Here is a 25,110-nt window from a genome sequence, read left to right on the forward strand (position 1 = left end):
TGCTCGTGCAAACGCAATGGGCGACTGCTTGTGGCGATTAACGCAAACCCTGTGCAACCGTTGCTTGCGGCCAGCGGGGGGCAGGTCAGGGATGCCGCTTAAGTTCCGAGAAACTCACCGATCGGTTTCAAGCCATCCAAACGATCGCAGACGACTTTGACAATCATCAGAATCGGCACACCGAGCAGTAAACCCCAGATGCCCCAGAGCCACCCCCAGGCAAGCAATCCGACAAATACGGCCACTGGGCTGAGTTGGCTGCTACGACTGGTCAGCCAAGGTGTTAGCAAATTGCCAACCAGGGTATGGATCGTGAGGGAGACCCCACCGATAACCAAGGCCATGTCGAGTGAGCCAAACTGCAAAAAAGCAACCAGTCCAGATGTCGAAGCCGTGATCAGGGAGCCGACATAGGGCACTAGATTCAAGACGCCCGCCACGACGCCCCAGACAGCGGCGTTTTGCAGGCCCAGCGCCAGCAGAGCTAAGCCGGTGAGCACAGCCACCAGCGCACTCGTGAAAATCTGCACGAGAAGGTAGCGCTGGATTTGCTCGGTGATTTCATGGAGTGCTTGCAGCGTGATCTTTTTGCTGCTCAGGTTTGGGCCTGCTAGTTTGATCAATTTACGCCGGAAGCTGTCGCCAGAAATGATCAGGAAGTAGGTCAGGAACAGCACGGCTGCAGTCTGACCCAACAGGGTCAGCAAGCCGATTGTGCTTGACCACAAATAGTTTTTGATATTGAAGTTTGAAGGCTCGACGATCACGCGCATGGCTTCATGGCTATTGTGGACCTCGGTCTGACTGCCGGCCGCTTTTTCGAGCTGGTTCGCGGCCTTTTGCACTGTTTCAAGAGTTGTGTCGTGATGGGCATCGCTCGGCTTGATTTCCATCTTGAACTTCTCGACCGCAGCCGGCAACGCGACAACCAAGCGCGTCGCCTGGTTGCTAAGCAAGTACGAAGCAATCCCTATCGCACTGCAAATCGTCAACAGGATCATGGCGGCGCCGAGCCAGCGCGGTATGCGACGGTGTCCCAGCCAGTTCACGGCCGGCGACAGTGCATAGCTCAGCATCAGACTCGTCATGAGCGGTATAAAAACGGCCTTGGCCCAGCTCAATACGAAAATACTTGCCAACGCGGCTAGAAGACCAAGCGACATGCTGCGAGTGTTGATCGGCACATGTAGCGGCAATGGCGTCGGCTCGCTCGGGCTGTGCTCCTGATTTGCTTGCCCAAGGTGTGACGTCCGGTTGTTTGCGTCGGATTTGCGCATAATGTGTTCACCAAAAGTTATCGAAACGATAGCAAGCGAAACGATCTGCATAGATTGCGGTGAAGTCATTGGCTGGAGCTGGCGCCAGCGGTTTCGTCCTGCTCACCGCAAACGCTTGAGTCAGGGCAACGAGCAAGTTCTTCGACCTAGGAACCCATCAAAAATAAAAATCGGTGGGTTCAAATTTCTCGTAGAGTCAATGTCTATGCGGCTCTCCGTGGTGTTTTACTTTCCTATATATACATAGGGTGGCGGCGCTGACTTGTCAGCCAGCTGTCTGCTCATGGGATGGACGCCCCCACCCGCGGCGGCATCGATGTGCCTAAGTGGAGGGGTTGTCAGTCCACTTGAACGGATAGGATCGTCCATCATGAAGGTTACGACCATCTGGATCGATCTGGCGAAGAACGTGTTTGTGCGACCTGAAAGTCGCCTGAGTCTCTGTTCCACAGGAGGAGTGATGACACCTATCTGCGTACGCTGCTGATTCACGGGGCGCGATCAGTGATCGACAGCGCCCAGCGCAAAGCCAATGAGGTCGGCTGGCTGGCCAAGCTGATCCACAGGCGCAACGCCAACGTCGCGGCGGTCGCGCTGGCCAACAAGAATGCACGGATCGTGTGGGCGCTCCTGGCCCACAACCGCGAGTACCAACCAGGCTACACGGCACGCGCGACAGCCTGATCCAGGCGCCGGCGTCGACAGACAACGAGCGGCACGACAGAAGGAGAACCGACAACCACCGATTGCTCAGGCGATCAAGACGTGATGGCAAAGCAGGTCAGACCGTGGCGGCCAAAGCCCGTAGAAGTCAGAGCACTTCGAGTGCGCTTGCTGATCGAGGAGGCCGCCAGCGCATTCCATCAGGGACAGCGGGCATGTGCCCGAACCAAAGTCCGGAACATGGCTGCAATCTCCTTCCCCTCCATCAACAGCGCGCGAAGCTTGACAAGCCGGGGTCGTCCATACATGACTTCCCAAGGCAACAGCGAGCCCCAGCACATTGATCGCAACCAGCGTTTCGAGTTCTGGCCTCTCAGCTTGATCTTCGGGTCGCTCAATCGGCCGATGACTTCGAACACATTGGGTGCTTGCTGGACCACGTGCTCCCACAGCCTGGGGTGAAAGCGTGTGCCACCCAGGAGCCCGTCGAACCAGTCAACCAAGTGTGCCAGCTTAGGCGATTTCAAGAACAACGGCTCGAAGCATTCCAGGTTGTTGCGGATCTTTAGCGCCAGGTCGGCAATGAAGCGGCTGAGCAGCCCAAACGTAGCTTCGGTTTCCTCGCGGTCCGCCGGCTCGACTGTCCCCAGGTCGGGGTCCCAAATCCATGGGGAAAATTGCCCCTGCGGTCCCGCGCCCAACCTTCGATGGCGCCCAGCGGCGTTGATCGAGGATCTGTCCGATCAGCCCGATGAGCGCGACGGCACCGAAGAACAGCAGCGCCAGATTGTCCAAGGCCGTCAGCATCGGCGCCAGAGCGCGTGTGAACAGGCTGGCCGACAACGACGCGGTGGACATCCGCAACCCCGCAAACACGGCAATCCCCAGCAATCCACGGCCCCACCAGGACAGGGTCAGGAGGATCCCCAAACTGGAGGGCTGCGAGGGTCGTGAACGTCTTCGGCGCGGCATGACGATGAACGTGAACACAAAGGGCGGTGCAGGGGCGCACGGCTAGTGTAATGAGGCCCTGTCCCCGTGCAGACGACGCGCAAACAAGGTTCAAGCGTCCCGCGCCAACACGATCACCTTCCCCACATCGAACCCCGTGGTCTCTTCGTCATAGCCACGTGGGTTGCTCAACACCCGACGCCCCTGATCCTGTTGGAAGCTATCGGGATGGTTGTGCTCGGCTGATGGCATGCGAAGCCATCGACCACCTTCTTGAAAATACATGTTGTCCCCGTACTGCCGCTCCAAGCCCCCAAGGGAGTCAAGCCGCTTGTTCGGGCACTGCTGGAAATACTCGTTCATGCCAAGCACCTTGGTCAAGCGCATCGCGTAGACCAGCCGGCAGCCGGTGGACTTGGTCGAGTGACCTATGACCCAGTCTCCAGGCTGGAGCCTCGCATTCTTGTGGTTCGGCGTGCAAAGTGCCAGAGAACAGACATCGAAATGCGGATTGGGGGTGAGGCCCGAATCGGTGGTTATGACATACTTTAGCAACTTCACGCATTTCTCCTGATCAGACTGGCCACCCAAGCTCCCAACTCGGGGTAGTAAGCGCCGTCGATGACGAATTCCTGGCCTTTCGCGGCGGAGCGAAGAATCGCCTCATTGCCCCGGATTTCCCATTGCTCGTCGCGCGGGTGGTAGCTCAGCGGTTTCCGACCCTGGGGGTAAACCAGCGTGGTAAGGACCAGACGCTTCGGGAACGGCCCGGAGACGTGAGTTGCAACTCCAGTTGCATCAGCCAGAAGCGACCGCCTCCGACGGTGCCTGTCGACGCGTACGCCGAAGCGCAGCGTCCTACATACAGCGTGTTGCGCGGGTCTGTATATCAATCCGGGGGTGCGACGCGCGGGTGATGAACGATCCAGGGGTGGCGACGGACTACGCCATCCCGCTGCGTCACGACCGGCAGCACCTCGTCTACTTCGAGCCAGCCAAAGAGCACATGCAGATCCGGAGCGTCCGGCGCGTACCGCCAGCAACCGGCAACAGATTCGGCGCGGCGGAACCAGCCGAAGAATAGGAAAACGTCGCCGACGCCAACACCCTGATGTGCAAGATGGCTCTGCGCCGCACCGGTCTGCCCCAGCGCTGGGCGCCAGCCACCAAGCCGTTGGTGTGGCCACCACCAAGATCAGGATCGTGGTGGACTCGCGTTTCTAGGCTGATCCTGCCGCCCGACAGGCCGCGAAGCACTGGCTCCAGAGCCTGATCGGCATGTCCAGGCGAGCGAGGGTCGCAGAATCGCGTGTACTTGGAATTGGCAGAGGAACAATCCGGCCATGTCTTTCAGCATTGGCCCGCTCCTGCGTGAATTCCAGTGGCGGCATAGCAGGACAGATGGCAGGCCGCCACTTGGCGCGCCTTGTATATGCATTGAATATGTATAATTGCAGCGGTGGACATTGAGTTTGATCCGGCCAAGGCCCGCAGCAATCTGCGTAAGCATGGGGTGAGTTTCACCCATGCCGAAGAGGCCTTGCATGACGACATGGCCTTGACCATCGAAGACCCGGACGCACGCGGTGAACAGCGGTTCATCACCCTGGGAATGGACACGCTGGGGCGCATGTTGGTGGTTGTCCATACGCCACGCGGATAGGCCGTGCGCATCATTTCGGCCCGCAAGGCCAGCCCAGGCGAAACGGAGAAATACCATGCGTGAAGAGTACGATTTCAGCAAAGGCAAACGCGGCGCAGTCGTCACCACGCCCGGCAAAAAGCGCATCACCATTTATCTGGACGCGGACGTAATCGACACCTTCCAGAAGCAGGCCGAGCAAAAAGGTGTGGGCTATCAAACGCTCATCAATGCGGCGCTGCGCGAGGCATCGAGCAAAGAACCGGTAACCCTCGACGCGCTGCGGCGCGTCATCCGCGAGGAATTGCACACGGCCTGAACTCCATGGCGGCGGGCTGGAGTTGGGGCCGACCCGCTCCACGGGAGACTGGTCGTCGGCCTTATGTGGAGCTCCACATAAGGCCGAACTGCGGTCAGCAGACCGAACAGCATGGCGATCACTGGCCCGCACACCATATTGCAATCAAGGTCATGCCCGTCCCTATAAGAGTCGACTGATGTTCAACCAAGGGAACGTCCAGGCGAACGGCCGCCTAGACGCCAACGCACTTTATTGCAGTCGCCGGCGGCTCCCGGAACAACTCTTTTAGCCATAGAGGACCGTCTTTAACGGCACAGACATCTTCCTCATGGCGGTTGATCGACCAACTCTCCGACGCAGACTGTTTCACCGCAAAATGATCTTCACGTCTCGGCCATTTTGCCGAATGATGATCGAGCCGTCTTCCTGCTCACTGCGACTGGCGACGTTAAGCAATGCGACGGCTTTGCGCAAAATCTCTGCTTTCGAGCTTGCGTGGTAATGCGCCTTCAATGTTTCGAGCGTCTGTTCGAGCTTCGAGTCGATGTTGAACGAGGTGACGGCCACGATGTTTCCCTTGAGGATCCCTGTGAAATATATATAGATTTCACATACTCAACAAGTCCAAGTCCAGTCTTGCTTGACAGAGAGATTTCTCGGTGTCTTGGACTCTCCGGGGATCAGGGCAGATTTGAATAGCAGCGATAAAGCGCCGGCCATGTCAAAACGATGGCTCCGTCATCAAAGTTAGGTGGCGCAAAACCGGCACGAACCCCAACACTGCGGCGAAGGTACCAAGTGGTTTAAATGGGTATCCGGATTAGAGTGTGTATCCGCCCTAGGAGTCTGTCGGACTTGAGTTCGAGCGAACCCGGATAATCAGTGCGGCGCGTTTTTTTGGACGGCGGCGCGCTGATCGAGTGTTCTGGAGGGTTCAGGCGGCGCAGTGAGGGGGCATGAGGCCGCCTGAGGACTCGGTTTTAGCGTGATTGGGGCGCATTTTCCCTCACGCCGCGCGCAGCACGTACATGCGCTTGATGTTCCAGGCCATGGTCACCAAGCTCCACTCGCCTTGCGCTTTGGCCAGCCCACGCAGGCTCATCTGGCGCCAGCCCATCACCCGCTTGATGATGCCGAACACCGGCTCCACCGTCTGCTTGCGCAAGCTGTAGAGGGCTCGCCCAGCCTGTGTGCGCAGCCGGTGCGCCATCCGCTCCACCGCATCCGTCGTCTGAGGGTCGGGCGCATCGGATGCGAAGCGCTCCATCACGGGCGTGTGATGCGACTGCCTCTTGAGCGCCAGCAGCGGCTCGACCCCGGCATCGCCGCAGGCGATCACGTTGGCCTGGCTGCAGTAGCCGTTGTCCGCAATCAGGGACTGCACCTCGCCCAGCACCGCAGGCAACGCCACAATCTGCTCCAGCGTGGGCACGACTTCGCGCTTGTCGTTGGGCGCCTGGCTCACATGCCGGGTGATCACCATCATCGTCTGGGTGTCCACGCCGGCTTGGGCGTTGTAACTCTGCTCGAAGCTCCCGCCCGACACGGGCATGATGCGTGACTCCTCATCCGTGAGGTTGACTTGGTCGCTGTCCATGGGACCCGCCTGGGGCGGCTCGGGGTCCTTGCCGCGGGGTTTCTTGCCCGCGTCGCGCTGGGCCTGGCGCTTGGCCTGCTTGGCCTCGAACTCCTGCTGCTCCGTCTTGAAGCGTTCGGCTGCGCGCTGCGCGATCTTGGCCTTGGCCTGCGCAATGGCTCTGAGGCGATCCTCCCGCCGGGCGATCTCGGCGGGCACATCCATGCCGTCGGGCGCGCTGGCGCGATCGCTCGTCTCCGCCAGCGCCAGCAGGCCCTGGACTTCCTCGCGCAACTGCGCCTCAATCTTGTTGGCATGCGCCCACGACAGCGCCTTGTGCTTGCTGGCGTTGGCGTCGATCTTGGTGCCGTCCAGCGCAATGTGTCCGAGTTTGAGCAGCTTCATCTCGCGTGCGAGCACCAGCACCTGCACAAACAGGGACTCGACTTCCTTGAGGAAGCGGTGGCGGAACGTCGCCAGCGTGTCGTGATCGGGGTGGGTATTGGCGGCAACAAAGCGAAACGCCACCGAGTCGTAGGTCGCGCGCTCAATCTTGCGGCTCGAATGCACGCCGTTGGCGTAGCCGTAGATCAGCAGCCCCAGCAGCACGGCAGGGTGATGCGCCGCCGATCCGCGCCCCGCATACTGCTTGACCAGATCGTCCAGATCAAGGCGATCGATGACTTCCACAACGAACCGTGCCAAGTGATCCTGCGGCAACCACTCGTCCACCGATGGCGGCAGGAGGTAGGCAGTGTCTCGGTCAACGCTAACGAAGCGGCTCATCGCAAAAAACCCAGGAATGCACTGCCTCCATTGTCATGCATCGCCTTCAAATCCGAAAGCCTCGAAAGTCCGACAGGCTCCTAGCAGCAGATGCGCGTCACAGAAGTGCAATCTCGGATTGCGATGTTGACACCGAGGCGAGCGTCGCCTAGGATGAAATCGGACTACCTTGTGGAGCGCACGTCATGAAACCATCGGCAGCCCTGGAGTCGCACCGCGCGGCGATCCGCCGGATCGTCGAGGCGCACCGCGCCCGGAACCCGCGCGTGTTCGGGTCGGTCTTGCACGGCGACGACGCCGAGGGAAGCGACCTGGACCTGCTGATCGACCCGACCGCCGAAACGTCGCTGTTCGACATCGGCGCGATCCGACTGGAACTGGGCGCGCTCCTGGGCGTGCCCGTTGATGTGCTGACGCCGAACGGACTGCCGGACAAGTTTCGAGCACGGGTCATCGCCGAAGCGAGGCCGGTGTGACTCACGACGATCTCCGACTGCCCGACTACCTCGGGCACATCCTGGACGCCATCGAGCGCATCGAGCGCTACACCGCAGGCATGGACGAAGTGGCGTTCGCGCAGAACTCCCTGGTCCAGGACGCGGTGGTCCGCAACTTCGAGATCATCGGCGAAGCCAGCCGGAACATCATCAAGCGGCATCGCGACTTCGCCGCTGCAAACCCCAATTTGCCGCTCGCCGTGGCCTACGAGATGCGCAATGCCGTCGCACATGGGTACTTCAAGGTGGATCTCGGAATCGTCTGGAAAACGGTTCGCGATGACCTTGACGCTTTGAAACGCAGCGTCGCATCGGCGCTCATTGAGGTATGCACCAACCACGGCTTAGCCGGGGCGGACCATGACGAGTAGCAAGTTCGTCGATCTCGGCGCTGGGATGTTCCTGTATGAGCAGACGGTGGACGATGAAACGTGGGTCTGCGATAGCCAATCTGCATCATCCGACGTTCAATTCGGGTTTGCTTCATGGGATGGATGGCACGGTCCCGTTTCGGGTCGTTGCATCCTGAAGGCGTTGCCGACCCGAGTCGGCGGGTGGGGCCAAGTAAGCGATGAGGTCTGGGCCTGGTGCATGCCTGACGGGCAGGAGCTAGATGAACCGCCTCCCTCATGGCCGCGAATCGTGAATGTTCTCGATAGCCCGCATGCAGCGGCATTCGCAGGGCTAGCTGGAACCGTCTTCGGTAGTGAGGCATTGCTGACCGATGCGCTGCGCGAGATCACACAAACGCTACCCAAACTGCCGCTCAGGTTGGCGGGCGCGGATGCTCGCCTGGTCGCGGCGCAGTGGGCTCACCCTCATATCTTTGGCGAGCCGCACATGGCATCGAGTGAGGCACATTAGGCGATGCCCGTCAACATTCTGAATCTTCCCGCCTACAAGATTCTGCGGGTCGAGGAAACCGAACACGATTACCACATCCGCACCGAGCTTGCGCAGTCACCCACGCGCTGCCCGGCCTGCGGCCACGCTCGACTCCAGCGCTACGGGCGCAATGAGCAGGTCGTCCGCGACCTGTCGATCCACGGCAAGCGTGTCGGTATTTACGTGGATACCCAGCGTTGGCGCTGCCAGGCGTGCGGAAAGACGTTCATGGAGCCGCTGCCGGCTGTCAACGCCAAGCGGGAGATGACCGACCGTCTGGTGGCCTGGATCGGCCAGCAGAGCCTGCGCCGCACCTTCACCAGCATCGCCGAGGACATCGGCCTCGACGAGAAGACGGTTCGGAACATCTTCCGCGACTACGTGAACGAGATGGAGGAGACAGTCCGGTTCGAGACGCCAGCCTGGATGGGCATCGACGAGATCCATCTCATCCGGCCGCGCTGCGTGATCTCGAACATCCGCAGCAACACCGTCGTCAACCTGCTCCCGAACCGGAACAAGGACACGGTGGTCCACTACCTCTCGCACCTCGACGGCCGGCACCAGGTGCAGACCGTGGCCATGGACATGTGGACGCCCTACCGCGAGGCGGTGCAGTCGGTCATGCCCGACGCTCGCATCGTCATCGACAAGTTCCACGTTGTGCGCATGGCCAACGACGCCGTGGAGAAGGTTAGGAAGTCACTGCGCGAATCGCTGACCCCGAAGCAGCGCCGTGGGTTGATGCACGATCGCTTCGTGCTGCTCAAGCGCGAGCGTGACCTGAACGACAAGGAACGGCTGCTGCTCTCGGGATGGGCGGCGAACTATTCCGAGCTGGGCGAGGCGTACAGGCTCAAGGAGGCGTTCTACGGGGTCTATGAGGGCATGGGGACGCTCGACCAGGCGTTGGCTCGCTACTCGGCCTGGCATCGCTCGGTGAGCCCAGAAGTCCGCGATGCCTTCGCCGACCTGATCCGGGCGTTCACCAACTGGCAGCCGCAGATCCTCGCTTACTTCGAGCACCCGGTCACCAACGCCTATACCGAGAGCCTGAACAGCCTCATCCGGGTCATGAACCGCCTGGGCCGCGGCTACAGCTTCGAGGCCCTACGGGCGAAGATCCTCTTCACCGAAGGCGTCCAGCGCAAGACCCAGCCGAAGTTCCGGCGCCGCGAGGCCGAGCCGAGCTTCGGCTACGCCGCATTCGAGATGGTTGGTCGGACATCGTTCGGGCAGGATCAACACGAGATGGTCGAAGCCGCGAAGAACTACGGCGCCGACATTTCAACGCTGACCCGGCTGATCGAAGAAGGCAAGCTCTGAGCCCTCCTACACAGCCAAATCCGGATACCCGTTTAAATCTGGTGTTTATGACGCTAATTGCTCAGAACGCCTAGGCTGATGTGCCGACGCTAGCGCGACCACAACGCTCCTGTCAGCCCCCGCAAAACCGCCAATCCTCGACGGACTCTATTTTGCTCCGACGGACTTTATTCCTTTCGATCAAAGCTTGATCTACAGGAATAGAGCCTGTCGGGGCTCTCCCTCTGAGGGCGTACACGTTTAGAACGTGACTCTACCCTGTCGGGGCACACTCTTGGGTCAAACTCCAGTGGTTTTTTCCATCGAGTGTCGAACAGCAGGTGGCGAGCCTTGGATACGCCGCGTCGTTGCGCATGGTCATGATCAGCCATCGTGCCATTTATGAGGCTCCGGTCGCATCTCCTGCCGCCTGCGCCATCGCTCGGGTGTCGAGGCAACGGGCGATACCAACGTACGTACCGATGCGCGCCCACTCCTCCGGCTCGGCGCCGTAAACGTAATCTGGCAGTTGCAGCATGTGGGCTCGCGCCTCCGCATTGGCAACGATCAGGCGGGTAAAAGCCTCTACGCGCGAAGCGTGGGCGAACAATTCGGCCACCAGACCTTGCGGCATTTCGGCCAGTTCCGCATCGCTGAACCAGACCCGAGGATCCGTGGGTGACAAAAGTCCTCTACCTGAGTGCAACAACTGCCAGTCAGTGCATACGTCCCAGGCTGGCGAATTGATCAGAACATGAATATCTGCCCCAAGTGGGGTGAGCACTTTCGTCCACCCAGGCGCAACCTCCGCATGAGGGTTGTCCGGCCAGCGCATCTGATAGTACGTCACAGCTCGCCATCCATCTGTTCACTCGAGAGTTGGGGAACTCAAATCACAAGTCTTCGGCTATAGCACCCGCATTATCCCGTGCACCTGGCGCCTTTCCACAGGGGGGGGGGCAGAGATTCGAATGCAAGGGCACTCATCCGTGGGTAGCTCGCTTTGAGGTGCTGCACCCCACTTCATTCCAGCCGCGATGGCGCGGTCGGCTTGCCCTCGCGACGAATGCGCCAATGTAGTCGTTATCAGGCTGTCGAGTTCGCTGCAACGGGCATTCATCAATGCCGTTGTACCTGTCTTGTTGAGCGCGTCGCCAAAGACCCGAAAACGCACATAAATATTATTACTCTTTACCAAAATTCCTTATGATTGGTCATGACACGGGAACGCTGGTTGATATCTTGGGTCGGTCGAACCGACCATGAGGCGGCTGAAAACGGCGCCGAGCAAGACGTCGGGCCGATAGCAACGGCACTAGCGGGCCCCAAGCGGTACGACCGCATTTATCTGCTCACCAACTATTCCTTCGAGCGGAGCAGAAACTATTGCCATTGGCTGCAGAAACGCACCGGGTATAGCGATAGCAGCGTCGACCTCTTTCAGGTTGATCTGCCGAGCCCAATTGACTACGCCGCCATTTATGCCGAGGTTTCGAAGAACCTTAAAGAGGCCCGACTCCCTAGAGACGACGTCGACCTGACATTCCACTTGAGTCCGGGCACACCCGCGATGGCGGCGATCTGGATCATCCTAGCAAAAACACGCTTTCCCGCCAGGCTGATTCAGACCTCTCGCGAGCGGGGACTTGAGTCGGTGGATTTCTTCTTCGATCTGGCGAACGACTTTCTGCCAGAGTTTCTCCAGCGTAGCGGCGATCGAATAGAGCGGCTCGCGACTGGGCTAACCAACACCTCTCCGGGCTTCGCAAAGATCCTCCATGCGAGTGATGTCATGCGACGTCAGATAGCTCTGGCGCAACGAATAGCGGTGCACGAGGTTCCCGTGCTGATCTTGGGCGAGACCGGAACCGGAAAGGAGCTGTTCGCTGAAGCTATCCACGCAACGAGCACGAGGTCGGACAAGCCGTTTCTCGCTGTAAATTGCGGCGCCATCGCGCCAGAGCTCGCGAACTCAGAACTGTTTGGCCACAAGAAGGGGGCATTTACTGGTGCGACGTCAAACCGTACTGGACACTTCCGCGAGGCCGATGGAGGAACGCTTTTTCTCGACGAAGTAGGAGACCTTCCACCCGATACCCAGGTGCGGCTTCTCCGAGTCCTGCAGTCAGGAGAGGTTACCCCCGTCGGAGCGTCTACACCCGTCAAAGTGAATACGCGGGTCATTGCAGCAACACATCGAGACCTCCCTGCCGATGTGGCCAGCGGACGTTTTCGGGAAGATCTTTTCCACCGCTTGGCCGGCGGCATCTTGCGTTTGCCGCCTCTCCGAGAGCGCGGGGAAGATGTGGCGCTGTTGATCGACGCATTTTTGAAGCGCATCAACCAAGACGCCCAAGGTCGACCCGAGGCCCAGGAGAAAACGATCTCTCCGCAGGCTCGGACCCTACTGCTTTCGCACACCTGGCCTGGAAACGTTCGGGAGCTTTATCACACCCTGGTTAGGGCCTCAATCTGGTCAACGACACAGCAGATCCAGGCTTCCGATGTGAGTGCAGCTGTTCTGCAGCCATTCAGACGCGACATGACGCTACTCGATCAGCCATTGGTGCCAGGCTTCAATCTACAGAACGTACTCGACGAAGTGACCAGAACTTACCTCGCTCGAGCCCTGAAGCAGGCAGGTGGACGGAAATCCGTCGCAGCTTCGCTGCTTGGGTTCGCCAATTACCAGACGCTCGACAACCGCATGCGCAAGGTGCATCTGACATCCGACAGTCAGGCCACAGACGTCAAGAACATAAAAAAATAACATGAAATATAACTATTTTTATACCTTACTCCGCGATTGCATTCGTAAGTCTTTGATTTATAAAGGCATACGTCTCACCAGAAGGTGGAACGACTTTCGCAATACAGATGGCACACAGATTGGAGGCCATCATGTTTCACGGCGAAAACTTGGAATTGAATACATCGATCCCAGACCTGACCAAGCATGCAAGCGTTCGGATGCAGCAGCGAGGTATCCGGCGGGAGGACGTCGACGCAGCACTTGCCTACGGACGCAGGATCCACGCCAAAGGTCTAACCTTCTTTGTCATCGGGGACAAGGAGGTCCGGCAGTACATGGACAAGGGTATCAACCTCGCTCAGCTGGTGGGCGTTCAGGTACTGGTGTCCCGTGAGGGTTCGGTCGTCACCACGTATCGCAGCCGCGATCTCCACGCAATCCGGGCGACACCACGCTCAAACCGCCGTGCACGTACCAAGCGTCCGCATTGAATCACGTAGAAGGAGGCAAGAACATGGGCTGGGCAAGCATGAATGAAGATAACGAAAGCCGATTCTTCAACGCAACGATCATCAGGAACGAGGTAGACAAGAAGATGAATACACCAAAGAACAGCCCCGAAAAGGGCAGCGCCATCACCAAACTCAAGGCATTCGCGGCCCCTCAGGCGCGCCCGCTCCCCGTGATCATTCTTGCGGACGTGAGTGGCAGCATGGCCGAGAACGGGAAAATCGAGGCACTCAACGTAGCGGTCAAGCAGATGGTCGAGAGCTTTGCCAAAGAGTCGCGCCTGCGCGCCGATATTCAGGTCGGACTAATCACATTCGGCGGCCGTAAAGCTGACCTCCACCTTCCGCTGATCAGCGCCCACGCGGTTAGCGAAGTCGAGGCATTCACCGCGGCGGGGGCCACGCCCATGGGCGCGGCCTTCGCACTCGCGAAGCAGTTGCTGGAAGACAAGGATCGCGTGCCCGCACGTGCATACCGCCCGGTGCTGGTTCTCGTTTCGGACGGCGCCCCTACCGACGACTGGGAGAACCCGCTGGCCGCTCTAAAGGGCAGCGAACGTGCTCAGAAGGTTTCGCGATTTGCGATGGCAATCGGCGCAGACGCGGACCGGGAACTGCTGGCGCAATTCACCAACGACGTCGAAGCGCCAGTGTTTGAAGCACACGAAGCAGAAGACATCCGGCGCTTCTTCCGGGCGGTCACGATGAGCGTCGTGGCACGTTCCTCCAGCCCTAGCCCGGACCAACCGCTTGCGATCGACGTGAGCGAGATTCCTGCGGATGACCTCGACTTGGACGCCATCTGAATGTTGCGTGCGGCAGGTGCCTGTGTCACTGGGCCCGGCCACTTGCGGCTGGGAGAGCGCTGTCAAGACGCCTTGTCCTTAAGGGGCTGGCGAGGCGGATGGATCGCAGCCGTCGCCGATGGGTTAGGGTCTCGAGCCCAAAGCGCCCGTGGTGCACGCGCAGCCGTCGAAGCTGCGCAGGCCGTGGCAAGGAACTGGCAGCGCTCCGGCGAATGGCGTGACCTGCCGGCACGTCAGGTCGCCACGGACATCTACCGTCGGTGGCTCCAGGCGCTCCCTTGGAGAGACAAGTCGATTGCCGCCACGACTCTGCTGATCGCCGTTTGTGACGCGCACGGTTACGCGCGCATATGGCAGATGGGGGATGGCTTGGTGGTCAGCCTGGTGAACGGTCGCGCTGCTGTTCTGACCCCAGCGCGAGGCGGATTCGGCAACGAGACGCGCGCACTGGGAACGGACACTTCCTGGTCTGCATGGACGGCGCAGGACATCGTTCTCAGTTGTCGTGGCGACGCAATCCTCCTTATGACCGATGGAATTTCCGACGATGTGCCTAGCGAAATGGTCGAAGGTTTCGCGGCGGTAGTGCGGCGAGAACTGCGTAAGCGATCCCGGCGGGCCGGACGCAAGTGGCTGTACCGGGAGCTTACTCAATGGGCGACACCTAGGCACACGGACGACAAGACTCTGGCTGCCATTTATTTGGATTGAGGAAAAACATGGGAAAAACCTCCGGGTCCGCGAGCACTACACCTCAGCGCAAACCTCGTGTCGTCGACGACAAGGGAGGCCTGTACGAATTGGGCAAGCGCATTGCCGAGGGTGGCCAAGGGATCGTTTGCCCCACGCAAGATCCCCGCTTTCTTGTCAAGGTCAGCAGACATCCTGCCGACGATCCTCGGACAGATGCATGGAGCCGGCAGATTGCGGCTGTCCAGCGGATGCCGATCGAGGAGAACGACCTGCCGATCGCGATGCCAGTGGCCTTGATATCAAAACCAAGGCCGGGGTACGTCATGGAACTAATGGATGGACTCGTCCCGCTGGAGGACGTACTGCGGCAAGCGCACGAGCGCTTACTTGCCGAAGACAGCCTGGCAGGTTTTCTCGCCACCGGCGGCCTCGCCCGCCGGCTTCGTCTGCTCGCACGGCTCGGTCGTGTTTTAGCCCGGCTACACGGGCTCGGTATTGCGCACGGAGACCTTTCACCAAAGAACGTATTCGTGTCTCGTTCGGTTGAGCATGACCAAGTGTGGTTGATTGACTGCGACAACCTAACGTATGCGGTGAGGAACAGCGACTTGCAGATCTACACGCCCGACTACGGCGCGCCCGAGATATTTCGAGGCGAGTTGGGCATCAGTACCTATACGGACATCTGGAGCTTCGCCGTCATGGCGTTCCAGACGCTCACGCTTCTGCACCCCTTTAAGAGCGGCGCCTTGGTCGATACAGATAGCGAACTGGAGGCGGCGGCCTTCCGCGGCGATATTCCGTGGATTGACCACGACGGTGACGAGCGCAATCGCGCCTCCGCCGGTTTGCCGAGAGAGATCGTCTGCACGCCACAACTTGCAGCACTTTTCCGTCGCTGCTTTCAGGACGGCCTGCGCGCACCCGAACGCCGGCCCGTCATGGCTGAATGGGCTCAGGCGCTGGAGGCTGCAGCCGCTTTGCAGGTCCAATGCGAGGAAGGCGATGGTGGCTGCGGCAGCACCTTTCTTTGGTCGGAATCCAGGGAGTGTCCGTTCTGTGGGCAGGTGGGTCGAGGGGCCAATTCGTCCGTGCTCATGGACCACCTGGTGTTCGCGCCCAAGTCGTTCCTGGGCGAGGATGCGAAGCCGCAGGACCAGTGGACCGCTACAGGGCAGGCGCAGGTCGTTGGCGGTACACCCGTGCCGTTGCGCCTATCGCCCCCAGGTACAGCCAGCTTTCCGGACAGCCGGGCGCTCGCTTCCGTCTGGATCCAGAGTGGTGCGCTGACGATTCAGGTCGCTAGTGGCGAGAACGTGACGCTGCAGACGTCGGGGGTGAAGAAACTCGAACCATTGCACGGTCGCACCCGCCTGCCTGCACGTGGTGTCCGAATCGCACTGCACATGGGGCGGATCGACGCGCCGCATGGCGTATGGCGCCTGACTTGGTGAAGCCCGATGCAGTTGCATGAATCTCCACTGCTGCAGCCGGAAGTGCTGATTGCGCGTCCTAATGAACCAGCGTTCGATCCGCAACCCTGGGCCGTCAACGAAGAAGTCATCGTAAGGGCTGAACACGATGTCATTCTCGTCCGACAGGGTTCGCGTATTGCACAGCTCGCACCAGGGCCGCAGTCTGGCCAGTTGGAACAGTTAGCCTCGAATACTGACGTGCTCTGGCTGTTGGTACGTGTGAAAGCCAACCAAATCGGGCTCAAGTGCATGGTGCCCGTCAGCGCAACCTCGCTCGAAAGACTGGACTTCTCCGTGGACCAGCGCATCGCAGACGAGCTGTACAGAAAGGGGCGCATCGACAGCCCCGCTATTACCGAAGCAATCGAATGGTTAAACGAGGAATTCGTACAGGTGGGCGACCCTCACCGTGTTTTCGCCGTAGTGCACCCCCGTGGCGATGAGCGCAGGCTGCAGTTGCACGGCCGCCGCTACTTGGCCGACCTTACGCGGACAGCCGAGGGCCCCATCGTGGTGGATCGCGTGGCCGACCGGCCGAGAAATTCCTTGGCTCCTATTGCCGTCTTGTCGGGCAAGATCCGTTTTGTCAACGTCTCGGATCCTGGCTTAGAGGTGCCGCACATTGACCGCACGCTGCTGGACAGCGCAGTCACCAGCTACGGTGCATACCTGGATCTTTGGCGCCTCTACAGCGAGAAGGAGTGGCAGCGCGATGTAGCGCGAGCAGCCGCGATTGGCGCAGTTCGCTACGCCTCATGGCGGCCAATCAGCGAAGAGGGAGGGGGCTGGATACTCGAAATTGAAGACAGGCAACTGGCAGCGCTCAAGAATGCCTGGCGCGACCATGGGACGGACGACGACCAAGTCGAGCTGGATGAAAGCGCGCCGGACTGGACTTCTGAGCGCTACACCGATCTCAGTGCGGTGGACAAGCGAAAACGCGTGCGCGGACTCCCCAAGTTCACTGCCGATAGGCTACTCATCAAAACCGACGACCGACTGGTACCGCCGGAATCGGGATTCGTCTACCTCTCACTCACCGGAAATCGGACGCAGCAGGAGCGACGAGATCGTGCGCGCCGCTCCATTGAAGCGGGTGTGGGCGTACCAACTCTGAACCGACTGCTTCAGGACATGCCGCTGCCTTGGCAACGCAGATCAACCCACGGAGGCCTTACATCCCATGCGCGACAAAGCTTCAGGGAAGGAAAACCCACCGAGATGCAAGAGCGGGCGGTGAAGGTCGCGATTGAAACGCCCGATGTGGCGCTGATCATCGGTCCGCCGGGAACAGGCAAAACGGAGGTGATTGCGGCTCTCGAACGCCAACTGGCCGACCTCAACGAGGGACGTTCAATTGCGCAGCAAGTGCTGATTTCGAGCTTCCAGCACGACGCAGTCGAAACGGCGCTGGACAGAACCGAGGTATACGGGCTGCCTGCAGTCAAGGTCGGTTCCAGATCTCAAAGCGGTACTGACCCAGTCGAAAGCTGGCGCTTGGCACAGCATGCGAAGGTAGCGTCGGAACTGGAGATACTGGAGGAGCAGGATCCCGCCGCGAAACTCCTGCAGCAACTCGATGGCATGCTCAATGAATTGCTGGTTGCAGGCGCTGCTGCGGATATCCGGAGTGCAAAGTTCGATCAGCTGGAGCAGATACTTGACCAGCTTGCAGCTACGGCGCGGATCCGTACATCGCTCGACTGGCGCAGCAGGTGGGATGCCTACCGCGAGACGAAGCCAGGCATTCATTCGTCGAGCGGCCACCTGTCGGCCGTCACTCGAAGGCAGCTGACCCGAGCGGTTCGATCCCTGCGTGTGTTGCCTACCTCATTCGAGGACGACGGACCGCGACGCGCATTGCTGGTCCTTCGTCTTGCACATGGCTCCGCGTGGTGTACGCCTTACCAAACAGAAATTCTCACGAAGCTCGCTGAGCTCACGACTCCGTCGATGGCGGAACTAGATGAGCTGCGCGGTGTACGTGACGAACTATTGCACAGCCTGCGGGTGGATCGCCGGCCGGCAAAAGTCCGCAAAACGCTGGATGAAGAGGCGATCAACTTGCTGGGCGAACTACAGCATGAACTGGCTGCAAAGGTGGCTAAATCGCGCGCCGGCGCCTACGGAGTAGTACAGCGCTTCGCGGACGCCCTCGTCTCGCAACCAGCGTGGGTGCGACGAGCGGTGGAGAACTACAGCAGCATCGTGGGCGCCACTTGCCAGCAGTCAGCCAGTCGCATGATGACACAGCTGAAGAACCTCTCACCGGATGCCGCGCAGGCGATTCAGTTCCAGAGCGTGATCATCGATGAGGCGGCACGGGCTAATCCCCTCGACCTTTTCATTCCAATGGCCATGGCCCGCCGACGGATTGTTCTCGTCGGTGATCACCGTCAATTGCCGCACCTCTTGGACCCAGAGATCGAAGAAGACATCCGCGCCGAACGAGGCGACCAGGTGCACGCAGACACCTACCGACACAGCCTCTTCGAACGGCTCTGGCGGCAGCTCACCAAGCGCCAAGAGATAGACGGCATCCCGCGCGTTGTGATGTTGGACAAGCAATTTCGGATGCATCCGACACTCGGTGATTTTGTAAGCAAGCATTTTTACGAATCAGCCGGGCTGGGCAAGGTTTCATCGGGCAAGGAGGCCTCAGACTTCCCAGAGACTGTTCCCATCTACGGTCGCGCAGTGTGTGCTTGGGTGGACGTGGCCGCTCATGAAGGTGCGGATGCTAGGGTCGACGGTGGCAGTCGACTTCGGGGTGCCGAGGCGGCTCGGACCGCACAGGAAATCAAGCGCATGCTGGAGCAGCTCCCGCTCAATCAAAGCATCGGCGTGATCACCTTCTACTCGGCACAGCGAGACCGCATTTTTGAGGAGCTGGCTGCGCTCGGGCTTGCCGAAAGGGGACAAGATGGCTGGCGCGTTAAGGAAGAACATGCGTCGAATCCGCAATGTCGCGAGCGTCTGCGAGTAGGCACGGTCGACGCATTCCAGGGCAAGCAGTTTGACGTGGTCTTCCTGTCCGTCGTCAGAAGCAACACGAAAAAGCTCGAATGTCGCGCGGATCAGGACAGTCACGATGCCTTCGAGCAGCTTGCCAGCCGGAAATATGGTCACTTGCGAAGCGCCAACCGTCTAAATGTGGCCATGAGCCGGCAACGGCGCCTACTCATCGCCGTTGGCGATAAGAGCATGTTCATGGACGCCGCGGCAAGGGAAGCGGTACCCGAACTGTGTGCGTTCCTAGAACTTTGCGACGCGGAGGCCAACCATGTCGGCTGAACGCTATCTTCGCTGGGATCACAAGGCGCCTCGGGGTAGGCAACAGTCGCTGCTTTGGCCAGTGGAGGTCTGGACCATTCTGGCGCCTGATGCCAATCGGCGCCTCAACGTCTTCCAGGAAGCCATTCTCGGCCTGCTACGAACTGGAATGCGCGATCGACAGCAGATCGCCAAGCTGTTGGGGCTGGAGGAGAGCCTCGTCGCCTTCATTCTCGCTCACGAGCTGATGCCCGCCGGCTGGGTCGACGGGCAATTCCGACCAACACCCGCCGGAGAGGATCTCCTGTCCGGTGGCATCGATACCCAGGGTGCCCCTTCGCTGCAGTACGCCTATCGAGATAGTGTGTTCGGACTCTGGCTGCCCCGTGTAAGCAGCGATTTACCCGATGTCTATCCGCTTGAGATGGGCGCCCAAAGGTTCCCCACTTTCCGCGAAAGCCGAGAGGGCGGCGGAGAGGTTCGCCCCTTTTTGCTCCCGCGCCGCCATGAAATCGCCACGCCGGCCAAGGCAGACATCCTGAAAGCTTGGCGCGCCGGCCTACGTGACGCGCGAAAGGCTAATGGCGACGAGGAAGGCGTGCCGGAGATCCGCAGCGACGACATTGAAATACTCGGAAACAAACCCACGCTGGCCTACGTTTGGTGCGAGGTCATCCACGTTCCGGGCGACCTCCACCCGTGGCTGGTGACGGATCCTTGGCGCATCACGCCGGTCGCCAGATGGCTGCGAGAACCGTTGCAGGGGAGCCTGGACACGATGCCGGCGCTGGCGAACCGCATTTCCGCCTTGCTCCCGACGGCAGATGCTTCAGTGCTTTCCGCTGATGCGCTGAGCAGACAAATTGAGCGAGATGTGGAACTTCATCTCTCTCGATGGCCCGCACTGGAGAAGCCAAGCTTTTCGGAGCTGAAGCATCACTTGGGGAGGGTGTTAAGACAGAAGGCCAGGACGGAAACGCTTGAAAGGGCCACACAAGAAGAGTTAGCCAGCCTGGTGCAGGAATGTGGGTCTCTTTTAGAAGCGCTAGTCCAGTGGATGCTGGAGCGATGGCCGGCCGGCGAAAGAGTCTGGCCGCGCGATGGCCAGAACCGAGGTGCTGCTGAAGCCTTACTCGATGCCGTCCCCCTTCGGGCCCCGCTGCCTGACCGCAGCAGGGGTATGTTGGCCGGCCAGAACTTTCGGGACATTCGCCTTGCCGCGAAATCCCGCGATCGCCCCTTCAAGGCATTGTTGTTCGCCGCCCTGCTCTCGACGCACGAACACCTGGATCACCCTTTGCGCGAGCTTGATGACACGCAGGTGCAATGGGAGCGGCTTCTGGACTTGATTGGTATGCGCAACAAGGGCGCACATGCGAGCGGCAGACGTCTGCTTCGGGGAGAAGCTCTTTCCGAAGCTGAATTCGCGATTGCCTGGTTCGAGAATTTTTCCAAGTATTTTTGAAGAGGCCTGAAGAAAAATGGGTAAGAAAGGCAAGAGCAATCAAGCGGGACGTCCCGCAATTCCACAACCGGTGGCCACGGCGTCACCTGCACCATCGGCTCTGGTGAGGCTAATGGCTTCGGTTTCGCAGGTAGCGCCGCTGGTCGGGGAGTCGGTTCCGGAGTGGTCGGAAGACATCGTCAAGGAATTTGTCACCAAGCTGCCGGAGGGCGATAGGAGTCCGTTTCTGACGTTTGTCGACGACTTCGCGCGCTTGGGCGCCAGAGCACGGGAGGTCGTTGACGAAGTCAAGGCAAAAGAGAAATCTTTGGCGGATGAGCGCGCCGCAGTGCGGGCAGACCGCGATGGACTGGCAGCCGAAAAAACGTCGCTTGACGCCGAGCGCTCACAGTTCAATGCCGACGCATTGAAGCTGGCAGCTGAACGCGATGAGGTCTCCAGGCTTCGAAGCGAGCTCGTCGGAACCGAACAGAAACTTGCTCTTCGGGAAGCCGAAGTTCGGGGAGGGCTCGTTCTCGAGCGCGAGGCTTCGCTGAGGGTTCTACAGGAACAGATCAGCACACTTGAACGGCAGCGAGACCAACTTCCAATAGAGATTGTCCAACGCAGAAAGGAGCTCCTTGAGGAGGCTAGGCATGAGGCGGCCCAACTCCTAGAAACTGCGCGGCAACAAGCTGCTTCACTTGAGCAGAAGGAAGCTGAACTTGCACTTCAGGATGTCAGCTTAAAAAGACGAGAGGACAAGATCCGAGTTGAGGAAGAGGTTCTTCGCGTTCGTCAGAGAAATCTCCAAGAAGACGCCCGCCTGCATGCAAAAGATCTCCTTGAGGAAAAGGAGACGGAGATCGCCCGACATATGCGAGAGATCGATCGGCTGCGCAAGGTGGTGAGCAGACAACAGTCTGAACTCGATGAACTTGACGCGCTTCGGCAGGCGACTGGTGATGATCCCGAGAGACTGTTGCAAGAAGTAGAGTCGCTGCGTGAGAAGAACAGGGAGCTGGATCGAAAACTGCAGGAGATGCGCTCTAGCCAGTCTGAAGGTGACGCCAGGGAACTTCGAGAACAGCGAGATGCATTGCAGCGAAGCCTTGATGTTGCGATGGGCGAGTTATTTGGCCTTAGACAGCAGCAGGAACAGTGGAAGCTCAGCGTGATGGAAAGGGAGAACGCCGAAACGATGCGCGTGGTTCTGGAAAAGCACAAGGCGCTCTTGGGTAACGCGGTGCAAGAGCTTCGAGCGCAAGTGGATGACCTCATAGACCAAGGAAAGGAGGCAACAGCCTTCCCAGAGCTTACGCGCATGGACAAGGAGCTTGCGCTACGGATACCCACGGAACCTGTGCCTGCCTTGTCGACCTTGGTCGGCGACCTACAGGCCCGCATCGCGTATGCGGAGGATAAGAAGCAGCTGCATTTCTCCAAGGAAATCCTGCAGCTGTTCGTGGGCGGATTGGCGATGAGCCGACTACACATCTTCCAAGGTATCAGCGGGACCGGCAAAACCAGCTTGGCAACGGCGTTCTGCGCAGCCATCGGCGCCACTTGCACCGTTGTACCCGTGCAAGCGGGGTGGCGCGACCGGGCAGATTTGATCGGGCACTACAACGCTTTCGAAAAGCGGTACTACGAGAAGGACACATTACAGGCGCTGTACCGTGCTCAGACCGAAGCGCAGACCGACATGCTGCATGTCGTCCTTCTGGACGAGATGAATCTTTCGCGGCCCGAGCAATACTTTGCGGAGTTCTTGTCGGCGATGGAGCTCTCGCCAGCCAAGCGGCTCATGACGCTCATGGAATCACGCCCCGCGAATGGTGCTCCTGCGCTGTTGGTGGATGGACGTCAGATCCGCTTGCCCCCTAACCTGTGGTTTATCGGGACGGCCAACCAAGACGAAACTACCAACGCTTTCGCCGACAAGACCCACGACCGCGCCTTCGTACTTGAACTGCCCAAGCAAGTTCCTCCGGCTGAAAAGATCGCGCGACCATCCAATCGTGTGACCTGGTCATACGACAGCCTGATGCACCTGTTCGACGAGGCCGGACGGAAGCATACGACGCACGTGAAAAAACTACTCTCTGCGCTCGATTCCAGCCGCCTCACGAAAATCCTGAACGATAGCTTCGGCCTGGGCTGGGGTAACCGGCTGGAGCAACAGATGGTTCGCTTCATGCCTGTGGTGCTGGAGTGCGGGGGCACTGAGGCTCTGGCCCTCGACCATATGCTGTCCACCCGCATGTTCCGCGATGGCAAGGTCATCGGCCGGCACGACAAGCGCGCCGACGATCTGCGCATTGTGGAAGAAGCACTGAACGCGTTCTGGAAAGATACCAAGCTCGGGGATATACCAACGTCCTGCCTCACTGCGATCGAAGCAGACATCCAACGGTTGGAGCGCGGCGGATGAAGGTCTGGGATCGCCATGCAGGTCAGGAGGTTGAGCTGCCGGCGACGGTAGAGTCCGGACGATTCGAAGTGCTGGCGCCTTGCGTTCTCAATGGGCACACGTCCCTCGACATTGGGGACATCCTCTGGGGCGATGGCAATGTTCGCTGCATCTTGTCCGGAGATAGCTCAGACCGGAAATTTTTGCTTCCGGCAACTGGGTCCGCGGGAGATTCGCCGAACCCGTTGATCGACGAAGCTGTCGGCGCAGTGACAGATGGGCTCTTGGCAGGGGAGCTGCCGTCGCCCATCATGCCTGCGCAACTCGAGAAGCACGTGGACCTGCTGGACATCGAGAGACTTCTTTCTGAACTTCTCGCTGCTGGGCACCTTCAGGCAATCTCGGAGAGACCAAGGCTCGACATGCGCTACGACGCGGAGGTGCTGCCAGTCTCCCGTTCCAGAAGACTGTCGCAGGACGCGCTGACGACGCTGGCATCCAACTCAAGAGATTGGAGCCGTCGCCGCATCACGGGGATCGTGCCTGCACGCCTGAAGAGCTTGGTCAGCGAGGACGAGTACGCCATCTATGAGAACGTGGTTTTCGCGCGGCTGATCGACCGAGTCCTGGCGCTTCTTCGCGCCCGGATCCACGAGGTACTGCAACTGCTGAAAAAGCACGAGCAAGCAAAGCAGCTTTCGGATGCGCAGCATCTGGATCACCGGCTTCGCCAGGAAATCTGCTCACTGTGGGGTCAGTCCTTTGCTGACAACCCGGAAGCAGGTGCGCGAGCCAAGAACACACATGAAGTGCTGACGAGTCTGTACGGCAAGGTCAAGCAGCTCACGTATCGTGGGCTGTACCCGCAGGTCCCTCGGACAATGAATGTTCCCATTGCCCTGCGGAATACGAACATCCTTCGTCACGATCCTCACTACCGGCACCTGCGTCCACTCTGGTTGCTGGCGAACTCTGGCGCAGCCAAGGAAGTGCAGACACCACAGCAGAAGTTCGAGGTTGCCAAGGTGCGAGGTGCAAGATACGCGGCATTTATCGAACTGCTCGCTCGCAAAGCGTTAGATGTCAGCGCGCTGCTTGCCTGGAATAACGTAAGTCGGTCCGCGAGCTTCGGTCCCTGGAAAGTGCTGCTGCAATTGGAAAAAGGTGCTTGCCGCCTGGAACTCCTAGATGATCAGGGTGACTCTGTTGACCGATTGACGCTGGTAGCTGGCTGGCGGGGCCGGTTGTCTTGGATCCAGCAGCGCGACAACTACTACGTTTTCTTTTGCCACGATAGCGAGTCTATGGATGACGAGCTTGGCGAAAACAGCATCCTGCATCCATTACAGTTCTACGCCGTAGAGAGGGTGCGACTGGCCATTGAGAAGTGGTTGCTCAAGCAGGTGCTGAGGCGGTATCCCTTCACGGTTTCGCCAATTCCGGGAGAGCTACAAAGCGCCATCATTGCCGCTGCGGGGACCAAGGTGCAAAAGGCGGGCTACGGCGTCAGGTTTGTGGGACTGCTAACTCCCAAGGTAGAGGCTGATGTGGAGGCAATAGTGCAGCGAAGCTCCGCCAACGAAGCTACCAAGAGAACGATTCTCACTTCACTTGGGCTGGCACGACTTATTGGCTTGTGCCGCGTTTGCGGCCACCAACTCCCGCCTTCTTCATTTCACGGCTCAGACAATGGCTTCAAAGCCAACTGTGGAGAGTGCGGCTCGACTTGGATGCTGGCAACAACCAATGGCAATGCTCGGAGTGAGTACAGGACAGGAAAATTGGAGCGTCCATTTGCCGAGGTTGGGTGCAGAGAATTGACGATTAGCCTCAAGGTCGGGAGTCAGTTTTGACGCACCGGA

23 protein-coding genes and 1 pseudogene are annotated in these 25,110 nt (G+C 59.5%); 17 read left to right on the top strand and 7 right to left on the bottom strand.

What is annotated here, in order from left to right:
- Positions 1–98: 98 nt before the first annotated feature.
- Positions 99–1,328, bottom strand: coding sequence for an AI-2E family transporter (locus tag CD04_RS0111130; RefSeq protein ID WP_231480546.1), 1,230 nt, complete (start codon positions 1,326–1,328; stop codon positions 99–101).
- 411 nt (positions 1,329–1,739) lie between these two features.
- Here CD04_RS0111130 and CD04_RS0111135 point away from each other — a divergent pair.
- Positions 1,740–1,961: pseudogene (locus CD04_RS0111135) on the top strand (IS110 family transposase); the annotation flags it as partial.
- Positions 1,962–2,140: 179 nt separating this feature from the next.
- On the opposite strand, the gene CD04_RS0111140 reads toward CD04_RS0111135, so the two are convergent.
- Positions 2,141–2,641 carry a hypothetical protein gene (locus CD04_RS0111140; RefSeq protein WP_031406779.1) on the bottom strand — a complete coding sequence of 167 codons (501 nt, stop codon included), beginning with the start codon at positions 2,639–2,641 and terminating at the stop codon, positions 2,141–2,143.
- Positions 2,642–2,691: 50 nt separating this feature from the next.
- Here CD04_RS0111140 and CD04_RS0111145 point away from each other — a divergent pair, with 50 nt between their 5' ends.
- Positions 2,692–2,958: a hypothetical protein gene (locus tag CD04_RS0111145; RefSeq protein WP_031406781.1), complete on the top strand. Its 267-nt coding sequence runs from the start codon at positions 2,692–2,694 to the stop codon at positions 2,956–2,958.
- A 44-nt stretch (positions 2,959–3,002) separates the two neighbouring features.
- On the opposite strand, the gene CD04_RS22625 is transcribed toward CD04_RS0111145, so the two are convergent.
- Together CD04_RS22625 and CD04_RS24610 are read right to left on the bottom strand one after the other, a co-directional pair.
- Positions 3,003–3,452 (bottom strand): hypothetical protein, encoded by a 450-nt coding sequence (locus CD04_RS22625; RefSeq protein WP_156030231.1) that lies wholly within the window; start codon positions 3,450–3,452, stop codon positions 3,003–3,005.
- Positions 3,453–3,780: 328 nt separating this feature from the next.
- On the bottom strand, positions 3,781–4,041 hold the full coding sequence (locus CD04_RS24610; RefSeq protein ID WP_231480625.1) for a hypothetical protein: 261 nt from the start codon (positions 4,039–4,041) through the stop codon (positions 3,781–3,783).
- Positions 4,042–4,350: 309 nt separating this feature from the next.
- Here CD04_RS24610 and CD04_RS21765 point away from each other — a divergent pair, with 309 nt between their 5' ends.
- Positions 4,351–4,554, top strand: a complete 204-nt coding sequence (locus CD04_RS21765) for a BrnT family toxin (RefSeq protein WP_231480547.1) — start codon at positions 4,351–4,353, stop codon at positions 4,552–4,554.
- Positions 4,555–4,609: 55 nt separating this feature from the next.
- The gene (locus tag CD04_RS0111165) at positions 4,610–4,852 is read left to right on the top strand and encodes a BrnA antitoxin family protein (RefSeq protein ID WP_031406785.1); all 243 of its coding nucleotides are present in this window, start codon (positions 4,610–4,612) and stop codon (positions 4,850–4,852) included.
- 348 nt (positions 4,853–5,200) lie between these two features.
- Here CD04_RS0111165 and CD04_RS0111170 read toward each other — a convergent pair whose 3' ends face one another.
- Together CD04_RS0111170 and CD04_RS0111175 are read right to left on the bottom strand one after the other, a co-directional pair.
- The gene (locus CD04_RS0111170; protein WP_031406787.1) at positions 5,201–5,401 is read right to left on the bottom strand and encodes a hypothetical protein; all 201 of its coding nucleotides are present in this window, start codon (positions 5,399–5,401) and stop codon (positions 5,201–5,203) included.
- Positions 5,402–5,840: 439 nt separating this feature from the next.
- Positions 5,841–7,196 carry an IS1182 family transposase gene (locus CD04_RS0111175; RefSeq protein WP_031405719.1) on the bottom strand — a complete coding sequence of 452 codons (1,356 nt, stop codon included), beginning with the start codon at positions 7,194–7,196 and terminating at the stop codon, positions 5,841–5,843.
- Between the two features lie 185 nt (positions 7,197–7,381).
- On the opposite strand from CD04_RS0111175, the gene CD04_RS0111180 reads away from it, so the two are divergent.
- From CD04_RS0111180 to CD04_RS0111195, 4 genes are read left to right on the top strand one after another with little or no spacing between them, the layout of a single operon-like run.
- Entirely contained in the window at positions 7,382–7,672 is a 291-nt protein-coding gene (locus CD04_RS0111180; RefSeq protein WP_031406789.1) for a nucleotidyltransferase family protein, read from the top strand.
- Positions 7,669–8,064, top strand: a complete 396-nt coding sequence (locus CD04_RS0111185) for a DUF86 domain-containing protein (protein ID WP_038167740.1) — start codon at positions 7,669–7,671, stop codon at positions 8,062–8,064. The genes CD04_RS0111180 and CD04_RS0111185 overlap by 4 nt, the downstream gene beginning before the upstream one ends.
- Entirely contained in the window at positions 8,054–8,557 is a 504-nt protein-coding gene (locus CD04_RS0111190; RefSeq protein ID WP_156030233.1) for a hypothetical protein, read from the top strand. Before CD04_RS0111185 ends, CD04_RS0111190 begins: the two co-directional genes overlap by 11 nt.
- Before the next feature lie 3 nt (positions 8,558–8,560).
- The gene (locus tag CD04_RS0111195; protein ID WP_031406794.1) at positions 8,561–9,904 is read left to right on the top strand and encodes an ISL3 family transposase; all 1,344 of its coding nucleotides are present in this window, start codon (positions 8,561–8,563) and stop codon (positions 9,902–9,904) included.
- Positions 9,905–10,283: 379 nt separating this feature from the next.
- Here the strand turns inward: CD04_RS0111195 and CD04_RS0111200 are convergent, their stop codons facing one another.
- The gene (locus tag CD04_RS0111200) at positions 10,284–10,733 is read right to left on the bottom strand and encodes a hypothetical protein (RefSeq protein WP_156030235.1); all 450 of its coding nucleotides are present in this window, start codon (positions 10,731–10,733) and stop codon (positions 10,284–10,286) included.
- A gap of 366 nt (positions 10,734–11,099) precedes the next feature.
- Between CD04_RS0111200 and CD04_RS0111205 the strand changes: the two genes are divergently transcribed.
- The 9 genes from CD04_RS0111205 to CD04_RS22635 all read left to right on the top strand — a co-directional run bounded on the left by CD04_RS0111205 (position 11,100) and on the right by CD04_RS22635 (position 25,101).
- Positions 11,100–12,653, top strand: a complete 1,554-nt coding sequence (locus tag CD04_RS0111205) for a sigma-54-dependent Fis family transcriptional regulator (RefSeq protein WP_038167743.1) — start codon at positions 11,100–11,102, stop codon at positions 12,651–12,653.
- A gap of 131 nt (positions 12,654–12,784) precedes the next feature.
- A complete protein-coding gene (locus CD04_RS0111210; protein ID WP_038168276.1) occupies positions 12,785–13,126 on the top strand; it encodes a DUF4258 domain-containing protein in 342 nt (113 codons plus the stop codon).
- 23 nt (positions 13,127–13,149) lie between these two features.
- A complete protein-coding gene (locus CD04_RS0111215; protein ID WP_231480548.1) occupies positions 13,150–13,950 on the top strand; it encodes a VWA domain-containing protein in 801 nt (266 codons plus the stop codon).
- Complete coding sequence (locus tag CD04_RS0111220) at positions 13,951–14,661, top strand: protein phosphatase 2C domain-containing protein (RefSeq protein WP_031406804.1); 711 nt, start codon at positions 13,951–13,953, stop codon at positions 14,659–14,661.
- A gap of 8 nt (positions 14,662–14,669) precedes the next feature.
- Positions 14,670–16,097: a lipopolysaccharide kinase InaA family protein gene (locus CD04_RS0111225; RefSeq protein ID WP_051849122.1), complete on the top strand. Its 1,428-nt coding sequence runs from the start codon at positions 14,670–14,672 to the stop codon at positions 16,095–16,097.
- 6 nt (positions 16,098–16,103) lie between these two features.
- Positions 16,104–19,412 carry a DEAD/DEAH box helicase gene (locus tag CD04_RS22630; RefSeq protein ID WP_031406807.1) on the top strand — a complete coding sequence of 1,103 codons (3,309 nt, stop codon included), beginning with the start codon at positions 16,104–16,106 and terminating at the stop codon, positions 19,410–19,412.
- A 61-nt stretch (positions 19,413–19,473) separates the two neighbouring features.
- A complete protein-coding gene (locus CD04_RS0111235; RefSeq protein ID WP_231480549.1) occupies positions 19,474–20,856 on the top strand; it encodes a hypothetical protein in 1,383 nt (460 codons plus the stop codon).
- Positions 20,857–20,872: 16 nt separating this feature from the next.
- Entirely contained in the window at positions 20,873–23,269 is a 2,397-nt protein-coding gene (locus CD04_RS0111240; RefSeq protein ID WP_081857903.1) for an AAA family ATPase, read from the top strand.
- Positions 23,266–25,101, top strand: a complete 1,836-nt coding sequence (locus CD04_RS22635; RefSeq protein WP_051849123.1) for a hypothetical protein — start codon at positions 23,266–23,268, stop codon at positions 25,099–25,101. The genes CD04_RS0111240 and CD04_RS22635 overlap by 4 nt, the downstream gene beginning before the upstream one ends.
- The last annotated feature ends 9 nt before the right edge of the window (positions 25,102–25,110 follow it).

It is taken from the genome of Thiomonas sp. FB-Cd (assembly GCF_000733775.1).
Taxonomy (GTDB): Bacteria; Pseudomonadota; Gammaproteobacteria; order Burkholderiales; family Burkholderiaceae_C; genus Thiomonas_A.

What these genes read in the sequence shown, in the direction of transcription:
- CD04_RS0111130 (WP_231480546.1), bottom strand. Translation starts at nt 1,328, where the DNA reads ATGCAGATCGTTTCGCTTGCTATCGTTTCGATAACTTTTGGTGAACAC.
- CD04_RS0111145 (WP_031406781.1), top strand. Translation starts at nt 2,692, where the DNA reads ATGAGCGCGACGGCACCGAAGAACAGCAGCGCCAGATTGTCCAAGGCC.
- CD04_RS0111165 (WP_031406785.1), top strand. Translation starts at nt 4,610, where the DNA reads ATGCGTGAAGAGTACGATTTCAGCAAAGGCAAACGCGGCGCAGTCGTC.
- CD04_RS0111175 (WP_031405719.1), bottom strand. Translation starts at nt 7,196, where the DNA reads ATGAGCCGCTTCGTTAGCGTTGACCGAGACACTGCCTACCTCCTGCCG.
- CD04_RS0111180 (WP_031406789.1), top strand. Translation starts at nt 7,382, where the DNA reads ATGAAACCATCGGCAGCCCTGGAGTCGCACCGCGCGGCGATCCGCCGG.
- CD04_RS0111190 (WP_156030233.1), top strand. Translation starts at nt 8,054, where the DNA reads ATGACGAGTAGCAAGTTCGTCGATCTCGGCGCTGGGATGTTCCTGTAT.
- CD04_RS0111195 (WP_031406794.1), top strand. Translation starts at nt 8,561, where the DNA reads ATGCCCGTCAACATTCTGAATCTTCCCGCCTACAAGATTCTGCGGGTC.
- CD04_RS0111205 (WP_038167743.1), top strand. Translation starts at nt 11,100, where the DNA reads ATGACACGGGAACGCTGGTTGATATCTTGGGTCGGTCGAACCGACCAT.
- CD04_RS0111210 (WP_038168276.1), top strand. Translation starts at nt 12,785, where the DNA reads ATGTTTCACGGCGAAAACTTGGAATTGAATACATCGATCCCAGACCTG.
- CD04_RS0111215 (WP_231480548.1), top strand. Translation starts at nt 13,150, where the DNA reads ATGGGCTGGGCAAGCATGAATGAAGATAACGAAAGCCGATTCTTCAAC.
- CD04_RS0111220 (WP_031406804.1), top strand. Translation starts at nt 13,951, where the DNA reads ATGTTGCGTGCGGCAGGTGCCTGTGTCACTGGGCCCGGCCACTTGCGG.
- CD04_RS0111225 (WP_051849122.1), top strand. Translation starts at nt 14,670, where the DNA reads ATGGGAAAAACCTCCGGGTCCGCGAGCACTACACCTCAGCGCAAACCT.
- CD04_RS22630 (WP_031406807.1), top strand. Translation starts at nt 16,104, where the DNA reads ATGCAGTTGCATGAATCTCCACTGCTGCAGCCGGAAGTGCTGATTGCG.
- CD04_RS0111240 (WP_081857903.1), top strand. Translation starts at nt 20,873, where the DNA reads ATGGGTAAGAAAGGCAAGAGCAATCAAGCGGGACGTCCCGCAATTCCA.
- CD04_RS22635 (WP_051849123.1), top strand. Translation starts at nt 23,266, where the DNA reads ATGAAGGTCTGGGATCGCCATGCAGGTCAGGAGGTTGAGCTGCCGGCG.